18 protein-coding genes are annotated in these 17,624 nt (G+C 65.0%); 10 read left to right on the forward strand and 8 right to left on the reverse strand.

The annotated features are described in order from the left end of the window. Positions 1 to 29 precede the first annotated feature (29 nt). The 3 genes from VSX79_RS15080 to VSX79_RS15090 form a co-directional block, all read right to left on the reverse strand. Complete coding sequence (locus VSX79_RS15080) at positions 30 to 1,154, reverse strand: MBL fold metallo-hydrolase (RefSeq protein WP_326913756.1); 1,125 nt, start codon at positions 1,152 to 1,154, stop codon at positions 30 to 32. 3 nt (positions 1,155 to 1,157) lie between these two features. Further along, positions 1,158 to 1,796: a DUF1013 domain-containing protein gene (locus VSX79_RS15085; protein WP_179497153.1), complete on the reverse strand. Its 639-nt coding sequence runs from the start codon at positions 1,794 to 1,796 to the stop codon at positions 1,158 to 1,160. A 104-nt stretch (positions 1,797 to 1,900) separates the two neighbouring features. Beyond that, positions 1,901 to 2,842 (reverse strand): LysR substrate-binding domain-containing protein, encoded by a 942-nt coding sequence (locus VSX79_RS15090; protein WP_179494008.1) that lies wholly within the window; start codon positions 2,840 to 2,842, stop codon positions 1,901 to 1,903. Between the two features lie 84 nt (positions 2,843 to 2,926). On the opposite strand from VSX79_RS15090, the gene VSX79_RS15095 reads away from it, so the two are divergent. After that, a complete protein-coding gene (locus VSX79_RS15095; protein WP_179494007.1) occupies positions 2,927 to 3,658 on the forward strand; it encodes an FMN-dependent NADH-azoreductase in 732 nt (243 codons plus the stop codon). A 13-nt stretch (positions 3,659 to 3,671) separates the two neighbouring features. Here the strand turns inward: VSX79_RS15095 and VSX79_RS15100 are convergent, their stop codons facing one another. Together VSX79_RS15100 and VSX79_RS15105 are read right to left on the reverse strand one after the other, a co-directional pair. Further along, complete coding sequence (locus VSX79_RS15100) at positions 3,672 to 4,238, reverse strand: hypothetical protein (protein WP_326913757.1); 567 nt, start codon at positions 4,236 to 4,238, stop codon at positions 3,672 to 3,674. A 71-nt stretch (positions 4,239 to 4,309) separates the two neighbouring features. Then, positions 4,310 to 5,290 carry an NAD(P)H-quinone oxidoreductase gene (locus tag VSX79_RS15105; protein WP_326913758.1) on the reverse strand — a complete coding sequence of 327 codons (981 nt, stop codon included), beginning with the start codon at positions 5,288 to 5,290 and terminating at the stop codon, positions 4,310 to 4,312. Positions 5,291 to 5,426: 136 nt separating this feature from the next. Here VSX79_RS15105 and VSX79_RS15110 point away from each other — a divergent pair, with 136 nt between their 5' ends. Beyond that, positions 5,427 to 5,624 (forward strand): DUF1192 domain-containing protein, encoded by a 198-nt coding sequence (locus VSX79_RS15110; protein ID WP_326913759.1) that lies wholly within the window; start codon positions 5,427 to 5,429, stop codon positions 5,622 to 5,624. Positions 5,625 to 5,672: 48 nt separating this feature from the next. Here the strand turns inward: VSX79_RS15110 and VSX79_RS15115 are convergent, their stop codons facing one another. Beyond that, entirely contained in the window at positions 5,673 to 7,145 is a 1,473-nt protein-coding gene (locus VSX79_RS15115) for a helicase HerA domain-containing protein (RefSeq protein WP_179493998.1), read from the reverse strand. Between the two features lie 109 nt (positions 7,146 to 7,254). Here VSX79_RS15115 and VSX79_RS15120 point away from each other — a divergent pair, with 109 nt between their 5' ends. The 7 genes from VSX79_RS15120 to glnA all read left to right on the forward strand — a co-directional run bounded on the left by VSX79_RS15120 (position 7,255) and on the right by glnA (position 15,934). Next, positions 7,255 to 7,509: a hypothetical protein gene (locus tag VSX79_RS15120; protein ID WP_179493996.1), complete on the forward strand. Its 255-nt coding sequence runs from the start codon at positions 7,255 to 7,257 to the stop codon at positions 7,507 to 7,509. 78 nt (positions 7,510 to 7,587) lie between these two features. Beyond that, complete coding sequence (locus VSX79_RS15125; RefSeq protein ID WP_179493994.1) at positions 7,588 to 7,797, forward strand: hypothetical protein; 210 nt, start codon at positions 7,588 to 7,590, stop codon at positions 7,795 to 7,797. Between the two features lie 383 nt (positions 7,798 to 8,180). Then, the gene (gene clpA / locus VSX79_RS15130) at positions 8,181 to 10,520 is read left to right on the forward strand and encodes an ATP-dependent Clp protease ATP-binding subunit ClpA (RefSeq protein WP_179493992.1); all 2,340 of its coding nucleotides are present in this window, start codon (positions 8,181 to 8,183) and stop codon (positions 10,518 to 10,520) included. Between the two features lie 76 nt (positions 10,521 to 10,596). Further along, on the forward strand, positions 10,597 to 11,436 hold the full coding sequence (gene map / locus VSX79_RS15135; RefSeq protein WP_326913760.1) for a type I methionyl aminopeptidase: 840 nt from the start codon (positions 10,597 to 10,599) through the stop codon (positions 11,434 to 11,436). Between the two features lie 208 nt (positions 11,437 to 11,644). Next, positions 11,645 to 13,831 (forward strand): PQQ-dependent dehydrogenase, methanol/ethanol family, encoded by a 2,187-nt coding sequence (locus tag VSX79_RS15140; RefSeq protein ID WP_326913761.1) that lies wholly within the window; start codon positions 11,645 to 11,647, stop codon positions 13,829 to 13,831. 280 nt (positions 13,832 to 14,111) lie between these two features. Next, positions 14,112 to 14,450, forward strand: a complete 339-nt coding sequence (locus tag VSX79_RS15145; RefSeq protein WP_011540464.1) for a P-II family nitrogen regulator — start codon at positions 14,112 to 14,114, stop codon at positions 14,448 to 14,450. Between the two features lie 71 nt (positions 14,451 to 14,521). Continuing rightward, entirely contained in the window at positions 14,522 to 15,934 is a 1,413-nt protein-coding gene (gene glnA, locus VSX79_RS15150) for a type I glutamate--ammonia ligase (RefSeq protein WP_179493986.1), read from the forward strand. Between the two features lie 85 nt (positions 15,935 to 16,019). Here the strand turns inward: glnA and VSX79_RS15155 are convergent, their stop codons facing one another. Together VSX79_RS15155 and VSX79_RS15160 are read right to left on the reverse strand one after the other, a co-directional pair. Continuing rightward, positions 16,020 to 16,673 carry a hypothetical protein gene (locus VSX79_RS15155; RefSeq protein ID WP_179493984.1) on the reverse strand — a complete coding sequence of 218 codons (654 nt, stop codon included), beginning with the start codon at positions 16,671 to 16,673 and terminating at the stop codon, positions 16,020 to 16,022. A 1-nt stretch (position 16,674) separates the two neighbouring features. Continuing rightward, on the reverse strand, positions 16,675 to 16,881 hold the full coding sequence (locus VSX79_RS15160; RefSeq protein ID WP_179493982.1) for a helix-turn-helix transcriptional regulator: 207 nt from the start codon (positions 16,879 to 16,881) through the stop codon (positions 16,675 to 16,677). 141 nt (positions 16,882 to 17,022) lie between these two features. On the opposite strand from VSX79_RS15160, the gene VSX79_RS15165 reads away from it, so the two are divergent. Further along, positions 17,023 to 17,538, forward strand: coding sequence for an SRPBCC family protein (locus VSX79_RS15165; protein ID WP_326913762.1), 516 nt, complete (start codon positions 17,023 to 17,025; stop codon positions 17,536 to 17,538). Positions 17,539 to 17,624 lie beyond the last annotated feature (86 nt).

A 17,624-nucleotide genomic window follows, 5' to 3' on the forward strand; every position in this document is an offset into this window, starting at 1 on the left:
GATGCGATCGCTGATATCCGGTCAACAGCTCATGCGACCCCGTGATACCACCACACGCCGTCGCGATCCTCGCGCCGCACCCGGCCTTCGACCTCCAGCCGTTTCAGATGCGCGAACGCCTCGCCGGTCGCCAGCCCCTGATTATGCTCGCCGATCGGACGGTTGAACAGCAGGGGGAAACTGTCGACGACGCGCATCGGCGCCTTCGCCGCCGCTTCGGCGAGGTTGTAGAGCCGCATCCGATGCTCGTCGCGCAGCGCCATCAGGCGGACGTGCAGTCCCTTGAAGGGCTCGCCGTGCGCGGGGCAGGTGATAACGTCGGCGGGCACGGTTGCGAGCAATTTGTCGATCGAGGCGAGCCATTCGCCGAGCGGGTCGGCGTCTGGCTCGGTGATGTTGACCGAGACGTTCGAACTGATGCGCGGCAACACCTGATCGCCCGACACCAGCACGCCCTCTTTCTCGTTCCACAGGCAGGCATGTTCGGGGCTGTGCCCCGATCCGGTGACGACCCGCCACCGCTGCGCGCCCATGTCGAGCGTTTCGCCATCGGCGATCCGCACATAGGAGCGCGGCAGCGCAAAGATCATCCGCTGGAACATGTTCCAGCCCCGCGCCCGCTGCGCCTCGACGGCGGCCTCGTCCCAGCCCGCGGCGCGCGACTGCGCCAGCACCTCGTCGGGCGCGGTATCGGACGAATCGGCAATGATCGCGCGCGCGGTCAGCATCTCGCCACGCGTCATCCACAGTTTCACGCCCTGTTTCTTCGCGATCCAGCCGGCAAGGCCGATATGGTCGGGATGCAGGTGCGTGCCGATGACGCGCGTGATGCGCCGGTCCTTGAGCGCGCCGGCATAGAGCGCCTTCCACGCGTCGGAGCACATCGTCAGGCAGATGCCGGTATCGACGACGGCGATCCCGTCATGGTCGTCGAGAAGCCAGCTGTTGATATGGCCAAGCGACCCCGGCATCGGAATGCGCGCCCAGCTGATCCCGTCCGCGATGCGGATCGTCTCGCCTGCACCGGGCGCCGCCTCGCCCCACGGATAGGTTAGGCCGGCGTGGCTGGTCGCGGTGAAGCTGTCGTCCTGGGTCAGCGAGGCATCCGGCGAGCCGCTGGCCGCCGGGATATGGTCCTCGTCGCCCCCCGCCATGCCTCAGGCTTCGCTATCGGCTTCGCTGGCTTCCTCGGCGGCGCGCGCTTCGTTCGCGGCCGTGCGTTCGGCGCGCAGTTCCTCGAGCAACGCTTCGCGGTCGCCCTCGAACCGGTTGTCCTCGGGCGCCTTGATGCCGGCCTTCTTCGCCGCCTTGGCGACGAGCGCATCGAGTTCGCGCTGCGAACAGAGGCCGAGCGTCACCGGGTCCTTCGGCACGATGTTCGCGCTGTTCCAGTGGCTGCGGTCGCGGATCGCGCCGATCGTGTTGCGCGTCGTGCCGATCAGCTTGCCGATCGCGCCGTCGGACACTTCGGGATGATTCTTCAGGATCCACGCGATGCCGTCGGGCTTGTCCTGCCGCTTGCTGACGGGCGTATAGCGCGGACCGCGGGTACGGCGGATCGTGTCCTGCGCCTGCTTGCTCATCTTGAGCTTGTAATTGGGGTCCTTCTGACCCTTCTCGATTTCTTCCATCGACAGTTCGTGCGCGCGGACGGGGTCGCGGCCGGTATATTTGGTCGCGGCGGTCTCGTCGGCAATCGCCTGAACCTCGAGGATGTGGATGCCGCAATATTCGGCGATCTGGACAAAGGTCAGGCCGGTGTTGTCGACCAGCCAGGCGGCGGTCGCGTGCGGCATCAGGGGGGTGGCGTCGGCATTGGCCATGACGGAAAGTCTCCAAGCGGAAATAATAAGGGCCGCCCCTCGCAGGGCGGCCGTTCGGCGGCTGATGTAGACCTGTTTTAGGTTGCGGGCAAGGGGTGCTCGTCGGCAGCGAAGCCTGCGACCGATTCGACGAGCCAGGCGCAAACTGCCCGCACGTCGGCACAGGCCATGTTGGCCGGCGTCGCGAGCATGTGATAGCTCTCGCCTTCGATGACCGGGCCGAAGGGGTGGACGAGCAGCCCCGCCTCGATCTCGGGCCGGGCAAGGATCAGGCTGCCGATTGCGACGCCATGCCCCGCGACCGCAGCCTGCAGGGCATGATCGTCCGAACTGAAACGCGGCCCGTCGTCGACGGCCAGCCCGTCCATCCCGGCCAGCCGCGCCCATCGCCGCCAGTCGGACGCGTTGGCGGGCTGGCGCCATTCGACATGCAGCAAGGTAGCGCGCATCAGGTCTTGCGGTCCGGACACGCCCAGCTTCGGGCTGCAAAGCGGTCCGAAGCGTTCGGAAAAAAGCGGTCGGCCGACCAGCCCGTCAAAAGGACCGGAGCCATAACGAACCGCCACATCGGCCAGCCCCGCGGCCAGATCGACCGGCTCGTTGGAGGAATGCAGCCGCAGGTCGAAATCGGGAAAGCGTTCGCGAAACGAGCCGAGCGCAGGCAGGAGCCTGCGCGCGGTGAACTGGATCGTCGCGGTCAATGTCACCGCCGCCCGCCGCGGCGCTGGCACAAGATCGGCAAGCGCCCGGTCGAACATGTCGAAGCCGTCGCGCAAAATCGGATAGAGCCGCTCGCCCGCTTCGGTCAGCGCGACCTGCCGCACCTGACGAGTGAACAGCGCAAGGCCCAGCACATCCTCCAGCAGCCGTATCTGATGGCTGATCGCCGTGGGCGTCACCGCCAGCTCGTCCGCGGCCCTTCGAAAACTGAGATGGCGCGCCGCAGCTTCGAACGCGCGCAATGCGCCAAGGGGTGGGAGTTTCCGGTTTCGTGTCATAGATGAGGAAAATCGATCCATTGGCTGAGATATTCGCGCTCGACGCCTCAGTTTATAGAGGAGTATTTACATCCAGTCATCAAAACAAATGAACTGGATTATCCCATGAGCATCCCGCAAGCCTCGGCGCTTAGCATACTCCACATCGATTCCAGCGCCCGGCCGGGCCTTTCGGGTCAGGACCGGCACGGCTCGCACAGCCGGCGGCTCAGCGCGCGCTTCGTGCGCCGATGGTCGCATGCGCGGCCGCAGGATCGGATCGTCTACCGCGACGTCGGGGCCGTCCCCCCGTCGCACGTCGATGCCGAATGGATCGCCGCCGCCTTCGCCCCACCCGAAAAGCGCAGCGACGCACAGCACGCCCGGCTGGCCGAAAGCGACCGGCTGGTCGCCGAACTGATGGCGGCGGATATCGTCGTCGTCGGGGCGCCCATGTATAATTTCGGTATGCCCGCGCCGCTGAAGGCCTGGCTCGACAATATCGTACGCGTCGGCGTCACCTTCGGTTTTGACCGGAAACGCGAGGGAGAACCCTATTGGCCGATGCTTCCTTCGGGAAAACGGGCGGTCATCCTCGGCGCGCGCGGCGATTACGGATATGACCCCGGCGGGCGTCAGGCGGACGTCAATTTCGTCGAGGCAGGCCTGAAAGCGCCCCTCGCCTACATCGGGCTTCGCGACGCCAGTTCGATCGCGATCGAGTTTGACGAATTCGCCGACGAACGCCTCGCTCGATCGATCGCCGCCGCGGAAAGCGCCGTTGACGCGCTGGTGGACCGGTTAATCGGCGAGCGGGACGAGCGCTTGTCCGCCCGACCGCTCTCCGCTGCGCGGTGATTCCGCTCGGCTCCTATGGACTGCACTGCCACAGTCCGGCGAAGACGCGCTGCGCGCCATCGGCACGGTCGGCGGTCAGCGTCGCGGGACGCGGCGGCGATTCGCCCCCGCCCGCGGCCGGGCCGACGAGCGCGACGCGCAGTTCAAGTCCCTTGCCGAAGAATTTGGTGCCCTTCGCCATCGCGTCGAACCCGCCATTGGCCGAAATCGTCTCGATCGTATCGCCGACCTTCACGATCCCGCGCGACGGCTCCTGCGACGCGACGTCGCCCTGCGCAAGCAGGATCGGCTCTGCGCCCTCTTCGGCGGCGAAGCTGCACGCGAGCTCGCCCTTGAGCTTCGCGCCGCCGACATCGGCCTCGGTCAGCGCGGCGAGCTCGATCGGTGAACCGTCGCCGCCGCGCGTCGGCACGTCGGTCGGCTTGATCGCGGGCGGGGCCGTCTCGGCCGTCTTGCCATCGGGCGCGACCTCGCCGTCATAGGAGGCGGTGGCGTTTTTATCGCTTTCGGCAGGCTGCGAACAGGCCGCCAGGGCAAGCGCGAGCGCGGTGGCGGGAAGGAACAGGTTACGCATATTCATCGGGAGAGATCGTCCTTTTTGATTGCCCCCCGATTCCCTAACCGCCGAAAATGGCAAGCCGTTCCCTCGGCTCATCCCACCATGAGCACGATCTTCCCCACATGCGCGCCCGCCTGCATCCGCATATGCGCGGCGGCGGCCTCGGCGAGCGGGAAGGCCTGGTCCATCGCGGGCTTCCACCCGCCTTCGGAGAGGCGCGGCCAGAGCGTGCAGTGGATTTCGTCGGCGAGCAGCGCCTTGAACTCGGCGCTGCGCGCGCGCAGCGTCGATCCGGTCATCGTCAGCCGGCGGCGCATCACCTGCGAAATATCGATCTCGACCTTCGCGCCGCGCTGAAAGGCGATCGTCACATGGCGGCCGTCGTCGGCGAGGCATTCGATGTTGCGCGGCACATAGTCGCCGCCGACCATGTCGAGCACGACGTCGACGCCGCGGCCAGCGGTGAAGGCCTTCACCGCCTCGACATAGTCCTCGCTCGAATAATCCACCGCGAGATCGGCGCCGAGCGCGGTCGCGGCGGCGCATTTCTCCGCGCTGCCGCAGGTCACGATCACCTTGATGTCGAACAATTTGCAAAGCCCGATCGCGGTCGTCCCGATCCCGCTCGTGCCGCCGTGGACCAGCACCGTCTCGCCCTCGCGCACATAGGCGCGCTCGAACAGATTGTGCCAGACGGTGAAGATGGTTTCGGGCAGCGCGGCTGCCTCCTGCATCGAAAAACCCTTCGGCACGGGCAGGCAGCTGCCCACCGGCGCGGTGCAATATTCGGCATAGCCGCCACCCGCGACGAGCGCACACACCGCCTGACCCAAAAGCTCGGGATCGCCCCCCGGCCCGGCCGCGGCGATCGTCCCCGCGATTTCCAGCCCCGGCAGGTCCGACGCACCCGGCGGCGGCGGATAGAATCCCATGCGTTGCAGCACGTCGGGGCGGTTCACCCCCGCCGCGGCGACGCGGATCAACACCTCGCCCGGCCCCGGCTGCGGCACGGGCCGTACCGTCGGTTGCAAGACTTCGGGCCCGCCCGGCGCGCTGATGGCGATGGCGGTCATTTCTGCTGGCACGCTAGTCACTTCATTCCCCCACTGGTCCGTCATTCCGCACCCCTGCCCCGCCTTATTGACAGTGCGGCGACACGGGTCAACAGTCGCGCGCCGATATTGACGTTAGGGACCAGGAGGATACGCCATGGACGATGACGACCTTCCCCGCCGCCGCGACGATGTTCTGGCGGCGCTGATCAAACAGCCGCTCGACCCGCTGTCGGTCGACGAACTGGGCGAGCGCATCGAAATCCTCGAAGCCGAGATCGAACGTGTGAAGGCGCACCGTAGCGCCGCGACGAGCCAGAAGGCCGCGGCGGAGGCGCTGTTCCGGAAGGGTTAGCGCGCACGCCCGATGCACGCGCCCCTTATCCATTTGCCCTGGATCGTCTTACTCCGCCTCGGTGCTGAGCCCCAATTCGGGAATACCGATCGAGCGGCGCCCGCCGAAATCGGCGCGCACGACGATCACCCCCTGCTTTTCCATATATTCGACCAGCCGCCGGATGCGTCCGGGCGAGCGGCTGCCATAGGCGCGGCCGAGGACGTCATCGTCGGGGCAGGGTTCGCCATCCATCGCGGCGCGCGCGATCTGGAGGAAGGGGGCGAACATGTCGTGCGGCAGCCGGTCGGCGACGATCAGCGCCTCGCGCCAGCGCGGCTCGGACGGATCGAACACCCCGCCCTTGGCAAGCGCGAAGCGGCGGCGAAAGGCGGCAAGGTCGAGCGGCACCTTCTTCAGCTTCTGCATCCGGCAGCGCACCGAAAAATCCTGATAGAGGAAGGATTCGGGCTGAAAGGCGCAGTCGGGGTCGGACAACATCTCTTCGAGCGTCGCGATCACCACCGCGTCGCTCTGCTCGGCCTCCTCGACCGCCTCGAGAATATCGAGCACCGGCGGCGCATCGACATCCTCGTGCAGCCCTTCGCTCGCCGCGATCCGCTGCAGGACCTCGCTCGCCGCCACCGGTTCGGGTTCGGGCGCAAAGACGCGCGGCGCCGCGGGCGCCTCCAGCTCGGTGAACAGCATCGAGCGCATATCGTCGCCGTCCGCTTGCGGCAGCGGCATCAGGCCGTGCGTGCCGAGGCGCGTCGATGTCTGCGTCGCACCGATCCGCACCGCGATCGGCCGGCGGGAGATCGCGGGGCCGAGCCCCAGGAAATGTCCGCGTTCGAGGTCGCGGATCGCCTCGGCCTGCCGCCGCTCCATGCCGAGCAGGTCGGCGGCGCGCGCCATGTCGATGTCGAGGAAGGTGCGCCCCATCAGGAAATTGCTCGCCTCGGCGGCGACATTCTTGGCGAGCTTCGCCAACCGCTGCGTCGCGATCGCCCCGGCCAAACCACGTTTACGCCCCCGGCACATCAAATTGGTCATCGCGCCAAGGCTCGCGCGGCGCACGGTATCGGACACATCGCCCGCGACGCTCGGCGCGAACATCTGCGCCTCGTCGACCACGACCAGCGCGGGAAACCAATGCTCGCGCGGCGCATCGAACAGCGCATTGAGGAACGCCGCGGCGCAGGTCATCTGCGCCTCGATGTCGAGCGACTCCAGACTGAGAATGATCGACGCACGATGTTCGCGGATGCGCGCGCCCATCGCCGCGATCTCGCGCTCGTTATAGTCGCCGCCGTTGATCACGACATGGGTATAGGCATCGGCAAGGGTGACGAAATCGCCCTCGGGATCGATCACGATCTGCTGCACCAGCGCGGCGCTTTCCTCGAGGATACGGCGGAGGAGATGCGACTTGCCCGACCCCGAATTGCCCTGGACAAGCAGCCGCGTCGCGAGCAGTTCCTGCACGTCGATGCGCACGCCCTGCCCCGCAGTGTCGGTCCCGATGTCGATGCTGGTCTTCACGGACGCCGCCCTATCGGGGCGCTCGGGCAAAGACAACCGGGCGGGTTTCGGGTCGGCGGATTCTGTCGCGCGACCTTGCCAAGCGGCACGAACCGGCCGAAAGCGTGGCATGGATTTCGACGACCTGCTCCGCCGCTACTTCGGCACCGCCGACATCGCGGCGATCCACCCCCAAGCGCATGCTGCGGGCACCGAACGCATGCGCGTCGATTTCGGCCTCGAAACCAACCCCGGCCGCCGCTTCGCGCTGTGGGCGCTGATGTACATGCTCGGCGTCGCGCCCGACCTCGATATCGCGTTCAAGGATGAAGAGGAGCGAAACACAGCGCGCGACTTCATGGATATGGTCGACCGAGCGGGGTAAGATGACGACGGCTTTCGACCAATTGCGGCCGTATGCGCGATCTGACATACTTCGCGAAACATTGGTGGAGCGTCGCAGATGAATTTTCTCGAGCGAGCGGAATTATTTCTGGCAGGAATGTTCTTGTCGCTGGGCTTGGTTCATTTTGAAGTTGTAAATGATTTGGATCAGGCAGCTTTCTGGGTGACGGGCACAATGATCAGTTGCTGGGGAATTGGCGCGCTGCTTAAGCACCGTGAAAAGACCCTCGGCCCTTCAGTTAACTTCGACGATGCGAAGGGTCGCTGATTGTATCTGGGGCTTATGTCCACTCTCCACCCCATAGCCGCTGTTCAGCGCGGGCAAAAAATCGCTGTCCTACATTATCCTGCCAGCATAACCTCGCTGCCATCATGCCGGCGTCCATCCTTTTCCGAAATGCAACCTCGCCTTGCCGGAACCCGCCACGGGTATCATTTTACCGGAGGGGAATATGAACTTTGACAACTTCGGAATAAAATTGCGCGAGCGCGATCCCGTTCGCCAACGCCCCGTTAACCACACCACAACTCCGTCATCGTAATTTCACAAAGCCATCCGCTTTTCCCTTGCGGTGGGGCGGCGGCATCGCCACGTTGCATTTCTAAGGGGGCCGCTCTCCCCGGCCTGGTCCCCGCAAGGAGATGAAGACCATGCCGTCCTTTTCGGAAAGCCTCGAAAAGACTCTACACAATGCGTTGAAGGCCGCTTCCGAGCGCCATCACGAATATGCGACGCTCGAGCATCTGCTCTTCGCGCTGATCGACGACGATCATGCCGCCGAAGTGATGCGCGCCTGCGGCGTTGCGCTCGACGACCTGCAATCGGCGGTCGTCCATTATCTCGACACCGAACTCGACAGCCTGAAGGTCGAGGGGCACAGCGATCCGTCGCCCACGTCGGGCTTCCAGCGCGTCGTCCAGCGCGCGATCCTGCACGTCCAGTCGTCGGGCAAGGATGAAGTGACGGGCGCCAACGTCCTCGTCGCGCTCTTCTCCGAACGCGAAAGCTATGCCGTCTATTTCCTGCAGCAGCAGGATCTGACGCGCCTCGACGCGGTTTCCTATCTCAGCCACGGCGTCGGCAAGGGCGGCAAGCCCTCGCCGCAGGCCGAGCCCGAGGAAAAGGAAGAGGCAAAGGAAAAGGAGGGCGGCAAATCCAAGAAGGAAACCGCGCTCGATCAGTTCACCGTCAACCTCAACGAAAAGGCGAAGATCGGCAAGGTCGACCCGCTGATCGGCCGCAATGCCGAGGTCGATCGCACGATCCAGATCCTCTGCCGCCGGTCGAAGAACAACCCGCTCTATGTCGGCGATCCCGGCGTCGGCAAGACCGCGATAGCCGAGGGCCTCGCGCGCAAGATCATCGAGGGCGACGTGCCCGAGGTGCTGCTGCCTGCGGTCATCTATTCGCTCGACATGGGCGCGCTGCTCGCGGGAACGCGCTATCGCGGCGACTTCGAGGAACGGCTGAAACAGGTCGTGACCGAGCTCGAAGGGCTGCCGCACGCGATCCTGTTCATCGACGAAATCCACACCGTCATCGGTGCGGGCGCGACGAGCGGCGGTGCGATGGACGCATCGAACCTGCTCAAGCCCGCGCTGTCGGGCGGGGTGATCCGCTGCATCGGCTCGACGACGTACAAGGAGTTCCGCAACCATTTCGAAAAGGACCGCGCGCTGCTGCGCCGCTTCCAGAAGATCGACGTGGTCGAACCGACGCTGGAGGACACCAAGAAAATCCTCGCCGGGCTGCGCAGCGCGTTCGAGGCGCATCACCAGGTGCGCTACACCCCCGACGCGATCAATGCCGCGGTCGACCTGTCGGCGCGCTATATCAATGATCGCAAATTGCCCGACAAGGCGATCGACGTGATCGACGAGGTCGGCGCGATGCAGATGCTTGTTGCCCCGTCGAAGCGCAAGAAGACGATCACCGCCAAGGAGATCGAGGCCGTGATCGCGACGATGGCGCGCATCCCGCCCAAGTCGGTGTCGACCGACGACAAGGCGACGCTCGCCAGCCTCGAAACCGACCTGAAGCGCGTCGTCTTTGGCCAGAACACCGCGATCGAGGTGCTGTCGTCGGCGATCAAGCTGAGCCGCGCGGGCCTGCGCGATCCCGAAAAGCCGATCGGCAACTATCTGTTCAGCGGCCCGACCGGCGTCGGCAAGACCGAGGTTGCGAAGCAGCTCGCGTCGATCATGGGCATCCCGCTCCAGCGTTTCGACATGAGCGAATATATGGAACGCCACTCGGTCAGCCGCCTGATCGGTGCGCCGCCGGGCTATGTCGGTTATGATCAGGGCGGCCTGCTCACCGATGCGATCGACCAGAACCCGCATTGCGTGCTGCTGCTCGACGAGATCGAAAAGGCGCATCCCGACCTGTTCAACATCCTCTTGCAGGTGATGGACAACGGCCGCCTGACCGATCATCACGGCAAGACGGTCGACTTCCGCAACGTCATCCTGATCATGACGACCAATGCGGGCGCCAGCGACATGGCGCGCGAATCGATCGGCTTCGGCCAGTCGACGCGCGAGGATGTGCAGGAAGAGGCGGTGAAGCGCATGTTCACCCCCGAATTCCGCAACCGCCTCGATGCGATCGTCCCGTTCGGCTACCTGCCGCCCGAAGTGGTCGCGCGCGTCGTCGACAAGTTCATCCTCGAACTCGAGCTGCAGCTTGCCGACCGCAACGTCCATATCCAGCTCGACGATGCGGCGCGCGAATGGCTGACCGGCAAGGGCTATGACAAGCTGTATGGCGCGCGCCCGATGGGCCGTTTGATCCAGGAAAAGATCAAGCAGCCGCTCGCCGAGGAACTGCTCTTCGGCAAGCTCGTCCATGGCGGCGAGGTCAAGGTGAAGATGAAGACCGGCGAAGACGCCCATGTCGGCAATCCGCTCGCCTTCGAAATCACCCCCGCCGCGCCCAAGGCCGGCAAGGGCAAACCGAAGGCCGACAAGGCGAAGAAGGCGGCGGAGTAACACCTGCGGCCCCTCCCGCTTGCGGGAGGGGCTTACTCCCCTCGCAATCCGGCGCCACATCGCCTATATCATCCCCATGTACGACTATGTCTCCGTAACCACCGCCGACGCCGGCTCGCCCACCCCCGTGCGCGATGGCACGATCAAGCTCCACGACGCGGCGGGCTTTGACGGTATGCGCAAGGCGGGGCGGCTGTCGGCCGAAATCCTCGACGCGCTCGTCCCCTTCGTCCAGCCGGGCGTGACCACCGCCGCGATCGACGACCTCGTCCGCACGATGATGCTCGACGGCGGCGGCATCCCCGCGACTTTGGGCTATCGCGGCTTCACGCACAGCTGCTGCACCAGCATCAACCATGTCGTCTGCCACGGCATCCCCGACGACAAGCCGCTGCGCGAAGGCGATATCGTCAACATCGACGTGACCAGCATCGTCGACGGCTGGCACGGCGACACCAGCCGCATGTATCTGGTCGGCGATGTCCCGATCAAGGCGAAGCGGCTCGTCGAAGTGACTTACGAATGCCTGATGCTCGGGATCGAGCAGGCGAAGCCCGGCAACCGCATGGGCGACGTCGCGCATGCGATCCAGACCCATGCCGAGCGCCACCGCTATTCGGTCGTCCGCGATTTCTGCGGTCACGGGCTGGGGCAGATGTTCCACGACGCCCCCGAAGTCGTCCACGCCGGCCGCCCCGGCACCGGGCCCGAGCTTCGCCCCGGCATGTTCTTCACGATCGAGCCGATGATCAACACCGGCAAATATGCCGTGAAGATGCTCAATGACGGCTGGACTGCGGTGACGCGCGATCGCTCGCTATCGGCGCAGTTCGAGCACAGCATCGGGATCACCGAGGACGGCTGCGAGATTTTCACGGCGAGCCCGACGGGTCTGAACGCCCCGCCTTGGGCCTGATCGGTATTAGTGATTCCCATTTCGCCATCCCGGACTTGATCCGGGATCCATGACTTCCAGCGCGGTACCGGCCCGCGTGGACCCCGGATCAAGTCCGGGGTGACGATGGGAGAGCCCCATCCGCGCCCCTCATATTCCCCTTGCACCCACGCCCCTTCGGGCGCAGTCTTGACGTTAACGTCAACGATAGGCGTACAGGGAGAGCGAGATGGCGAAACGGGTCTGGACGACCGCGCTGCTGGGCTGCGCGGCACTGGCATTGGCTTCATGCAACGCGTCCAAGAATGAGAGCGCCTCGGGCGGAGGCGCGCTCGACGAAGCCGAAAGGGCCAGCGAGACCCTGCTCAAGACCGGCGGCAACGGCGACGATTGGGGCGCTATCGGTTACAGCTACGACGAGCAGCGCTTCAGCCCACTGACCGATATCAACGACCAGAATGTCGGCACCCTCGGCATCGCGTGGACCGCCGACCTCGACGATGCGCGCGGGCAGGAAGCGACGCCCGTGGTCGTCGACGGCGTGATGTACGTGACCCACGCCTGGTCGAAAGTCAGCGCCTGGGACGCCGCGACAGGCAAACCGCTATGGAAATTCGATCCCAAGGTCCCCGGCGAACGCGCGGTTTCGGCCTGCTGCGACGTCGTCAACCGCGGCGTTGCCGTCTGGGGCGACAAGCTCTTCGTCGGCGCGCTCGACGGGCGGCTGATCGCGCTCGACAAGAAGACCGGCAAGGAGCTCTGGTCGACGCAGACCTTCGATACGTCGAAACCTTACACCATCACCGGCGCGCCGCGCGTCGTGAAGGACATGGTGCTGATCGGCAACGGCGGCGCCGAATTCGGCGTGCGCGGCTATGTCACCGCCTATGACGCGGACACCGGCAAGGAGCGGTGGCGCTTCTACACCGCACCCAACCCGACGAAGGCGAAGGACGGCGCCGCCTCCGACGACATTTTCGCCACCAAGGGCAACGCCACTTGGTCCGACACGGGCGAGTGGCAGACCTCGGGCGGCGGCGGCACCGTGTGGGACGCGATCGTTTACGACAAGGATCTCGACCAGGTCTATCTGGGGGTCGGCAACGGCAATCCGTGGAACCATGGGACGCGATCGAACGGCGAGGGCGACAACTGGTTCCTGTCGTCAATCGTCGCGGTCGATGCCAGCACCGGCGCGTATAAATGGCATTATCAGGAAACGCCCGGCGAGACGTGGGACTATACCGCGACCCAGCCGATCATCCTCGCGGAGCAGGCGGTGAACGGGAAGCCGGTCAAGGTGCTGTACCACGCGCCGAAGAACGGCTTCTTCTTCACGATCGACCGCGCCACCGGCACGTTGATCGACGCCAAGCCCTTCGTCGACGGGATCAACTGGGCGAGCGGATATGACCTGACGACAGGCCGGCCGATCGAAAATCCCGAGGCGCGCTTCTACAAGACGGGCAAGCCTTTCATCGCGATCCCCGGCGCACTCGGCGCGCACAACTGGCACCCGATGAGCTTCAACCCGGCGACAGGGCTCGTCTACATTCCGGCGCAGCAGATTCCGCAGGGCTATCTGGCTGACATGAACGAGCTCGACCGGCGCAAGGTCGTGGGGTTCAATATCGGCACCTCGCTGACGGGCACGATGATGCCCGACGACAAGGCCGCATATCGCGCCGCGGTCGCCGCGACCACCGGGCGCCTCGTCGCCTTCGATCCGCGCACCGGCAAGGTCGCCTGGGCCGTCGATCATCCCGCGGCGTGGAACGGCGGCACCATGACGACCGCAGGCAACCTCGTCTTCCAGGGCACGAGCACCGGGCGTTTCCGCGCCTATGCCGCCGACACCGGCAAGCAGCTGCTCGACCTCGACATGCAGTCGGGAATCGTCAGCGCGCCATCGACCTACCGCGTCGGCGGCGTCCAATATGTCGCCTTCCAGACGAGCAAGGGCGGTGCCTTCCCGCTCGTCGCCGGGGTCGCGGGCGGCGTGACGCGCAAGGTTCCCAACATCCCGCGCCTCGTCGTGATGAAGATCGGCGGCACGGTGAAGCTCCCCGCTCCGCCGGCAACGACGACGCTCGCGTGGAATCCGCCCCCGCAGTTCGGCACGCCGGCGCAAATCGCGGCAGGCAAGGCGCATTTCGGACGCTATTGCATCGTCTGCCATGGCGACAGCGCGATCGGCAACGGCTTCACCCCCGACCTCCGCGTCTCGGGCACGCTCGCCAACGCCGATGCGTGGAAGTCGGTGATCATCGACGGCGCGCTCAAGGATCGCGGCATGGTGAGTTTCGCCAAGGTGCTGACGCCCGCCGATGCCGAGGCGCTTCGCGCCTATGTCATCGACCGGTCGAACTGGACGAAAGCGAACCTGCCCGACGCCTCGGCGCCGATGGGGCGGTGAACTTCCAAATCCTCCCTGTCGCGAAGCGATGGGGAGGATCAAAAGGCGATCTGCCACTTTTTTGGGCACCCCGATCCGCCAATTGCTCACCACTTGGGCAATGGCGCAATTTCCTGCCACAAATCTTACCGAAAGCTTGCGATTCGCCAATTGGCACGGCTCTTGATTGGTGCAACATGACGGGGCCTCGCAGCGACTCACGGGTCGCGAACCGGACCAGGCGGGCCTGATCCGGCTTTGATTGCGGGCGATGCGAATTACCCAATGGGGGAAGAAAAGCGTGAAGAAGATTGAGGCGATCATCAAGCCGTTCAAGCTCGACGAGGTAAAGGAAGCGCTGCACGAAGTCGGTGTCAGCGGCATCACCGTTACCGAGGCCAAGGGCTTCGGCCGGCAGAAGGGCCACACCGAACTTTATCGCGGCGCCGAATATGTCGTCGACTTCCTGCCCAAGGTGAAGCTGGAGGTCATCGTCGAGGACGGTATGGCCGAACGCGTCGTCGAAGCGATCGCCGCCGCCGCGCAGACCGGCCGCATCGGCGACGGCAAGATCTTCGTCATTCCGGTCGAGACCGCGCTGCGCATCCGCACCGGCGAACGCAACGAGGACGCGCTCTAAACCCGCCGCTCCCCAACCTGTTCAACTAAACCGGCAGAGCCGGTCATCATCGCAAGAAGGAAGTTCAGACCATGGCTACGAAGCCCAAGGATATCATTGCCCGGATCAAGGAAAACGACATTGAGTGGGTCGATCTGCGCTTCACCGATCCGAAGGGCAAGTGGCAGCACCTGACGATGTGCGCCGGCGTGATCGACGAGGACGCGCTCGAAGATGGCCTGATGTTCGACGGTTCGTCGATCGAAGGCTGGAAGGCGATCAACGAGTCGGACATGATCCTGATGCCCGATCTCGACGCCGTCTATGACGATCCCTTCTCGGCCACCCCGATGCTGGTCATCTTCTGCGACATCGTCGAACCGTCGACCGGCGAAGGCTATGCCCGCGACCCGCGCACGACGGCGAAGCGCGCCGAGGCCTATGTCGCCTCGACCGGCGTCGGCGACACCGTCTATGTCGGCCCCGAAGCCGAATTCTTCATGTTCGACGACGTCCGTTTCGAAACCGGCTATAACAAGTCGGGCTTCGAGATCGACGATATCGAACTGCCGACCAACACCGGTCGCAGCTATGAAGGCGGCAACCTCGGCCACCGCCCGCGCGCGAAGGGCGGTTACTTCCCCGTCGCGCCGGTCGACAGCGCCGTCGACATCCGCGCCGAGATGGTCTCGACCATGCTCGAAATGGGCCTGCCCTGCGACAAGCACCACCATGAAGTCGCCGCCGCGCAGCACGAGCTCGGCCTGACCTTCGGCACGCTGACGCAGACCGCCGACCGCATGCAGATCTACAAATATGTCGTCCACCAGGTCGCGCATGCTTATGGCAAGACCGCGACCTTCATGCCGAAGCCGATCAAGGACGATAACGGCAGCGGCATGCACACCCACATCTCGATCTGGGAAAAGGGCAAGCCGCTCTTCGCGGGCAACGGCTATGCCGGCCTTTCGGACATGTGCCTCTATTTCATCGGCGGTGTCATCAAGCACGCCAAGGCGCTGAACGCCTTCACCAACCCGACGACGAACAGCTACAAGCGCCTCGTCCCCGGCTTCGAAGCGCCGGTGCTGCTCGCCTATTCGAGCCGCAACCGTTCGGCCTCGTGCCGCATCCCCTATGGCGCCGGCGCCAAGGCGAAGCGCGTCGAATTCCGCTTCCCCGACGCGATGGCGAACCCCTATCTCTGCTATTCGGCGCTGCTGATGGCGGGCCTCGACGGCATTCAGAACAAGATCCACCCCGGCGACGCGATGGACAAGAATCTGTACGACCTGCCGCCCGAGGAACTGGCCGAAGTCCCGACCGTCTGCGGCTCGCTTCGCGAAGCGCTCGACAGCCTGATGGCCGACCACGACTTCCTGCTGAAGGGCGACGTGTTCAGCAAGGACCAGATCGAAGCCTATGTCGAGCTCAAGTGGGCCGAAGTTTACAACTTCGAACAGACGCCGAGCCCGGTCGAGTTCGACATGTACTACAGCGCCTGATCGCACGCGATCAGCGACGCCAAGGAGGGCGCCCGGTTCGGGGGAACCGGGCGCCCTTTCCTTTCCCGCTCCTTTTGCGGACCGTCTATTGCGGCGTCATCATGCCCCGGCGTCCCGCCGCGATGAAGGTGGCGAGCAGAAAGGATCCGAAGGCCAGCGAGATCAGGTCGAGCGGATGCGGCGCGGGGGCCAGCCCTGCCGCGGCAGCTCCGCCCCAAATCACGCAGACGCCGAGCAACATATTGCCCGTGATCGCCGATGCGTCGATCGTCAGTTGCCGCCACAATTCGTCGAACCGGCGCCACATCGCGATCGAGACCAGCGTGCCCGCCACCAGCAACGCCAGCATGATCCAGAACGCCGTCGTCGCCGTCACCGGCGTGGTCGCGCCCTCGACCGTGCTATAGGCAAGGAGCGTCAGGATCGCGCCAATCGCGATGCAGGTCAGCGCGCTGCCGCTCATGCTCGCGCGTTCCTCGACGAGCTCTTCCGCATCGGCCACGTTGAGCAGCCGCTGTCCGACCCGAGCCGGAACGGCGATTCCCACTCCGACGAACAATCCCATCAGCAGATAGATCATCCCGATCCCCGCCAATATGATCTGCGACGGCTGCCAGGCGAGCGCCTCCCCCTCCAGCAGCCGCATCGCCCCGATCATAGCGACTGCGCCCGCGACCGCGCCGGCCAAGGCCTGCAGCCCCATCTTGCGCCATGAAATGGCGGGAACCTGCGTCGTCATATCAGCTCTCCGGAGTCCAATGATCGATGAACAGCTTACGCACGTCCACCTTGAACAAGGCGGCCATCCGCAAGGCCAGCGGCAGGCTCGGGTCATATTTGTCGGTTTCGACCGCGTTGATCGTCTGGCGCGACACGCTGAGCCGACGGGCCAGTTCGCCCTGGCTCCACCCCGCACCCTCGCGATGTTCGCGAACCCGATTTTCCAACGCACGCCCTTTCACCTGTCAAACATTCTTTACAGCCAGCACCTCAGGGTGTCAAACACTCTTTACACCCACGCCCCGCGATTACGCTTTGGTAAGCGGTCGCGGCTAAAAGCTGGACGAGATCGAGGGGGATGTTCGATGATGCGTATCATGATTCTGGCTGCCGCGACCTTGCTTGCCACCGGCTGCGGCAAGATGATCGAACTGGTGAACCAGACGCGCACCGTCGCCGCGCCGCGGGAAGAAGTGTTCGCCAAAATGTTCGGCGACGATGGCGCCTTCGCGGGGCTGCCGCTCGTCACCAACGGCGGATCGACGCGGCTCTACGAACTCGTCGCCGAAAAGGGCGAACCCGGGTTCGAAAAGCTGGTCCCCGACGAAAGGCCTGATGCGTACAAGGTCAAGATCGCCGTCGCGATGGAAATCCCGCGCGAGGCGCATTTGATCTACAGCGTCGACGATGGTGCGCTCAGCACCGGCCTCAAATTCACTTTCGAGGAGCTGGCGCCCGACCGGACCCGGGTGGCGTTCGCCATCGACGAGCTGACGGGCGACGGTGCGAAAGGGCTTCAGGTCAATCGATCCGCGCTCAAGCGGATCGCCCGCGACGCGCTGGGCAAGCTCGACGATTTCGAAGAGGTCGACGAGGCGGCCTGACGCGCTTTCCCGATAATTCCGGACAGCGCGGTTGCGCCGACCGTTCGCACATGCCACCTTGCCGCGACCAAAATCGCAAAAAGGGG

Origin of the sequence: Sphingopyxis chilensis (assembly GCF_035930445.1) — a bacterium.
GTDB lineage: Bacteria > Pseudomonadota > Alphaproteobacteria > Sphingomonadales > Sphingomonadaceae > Sphingopyxis > Sphingopyxis chilensis.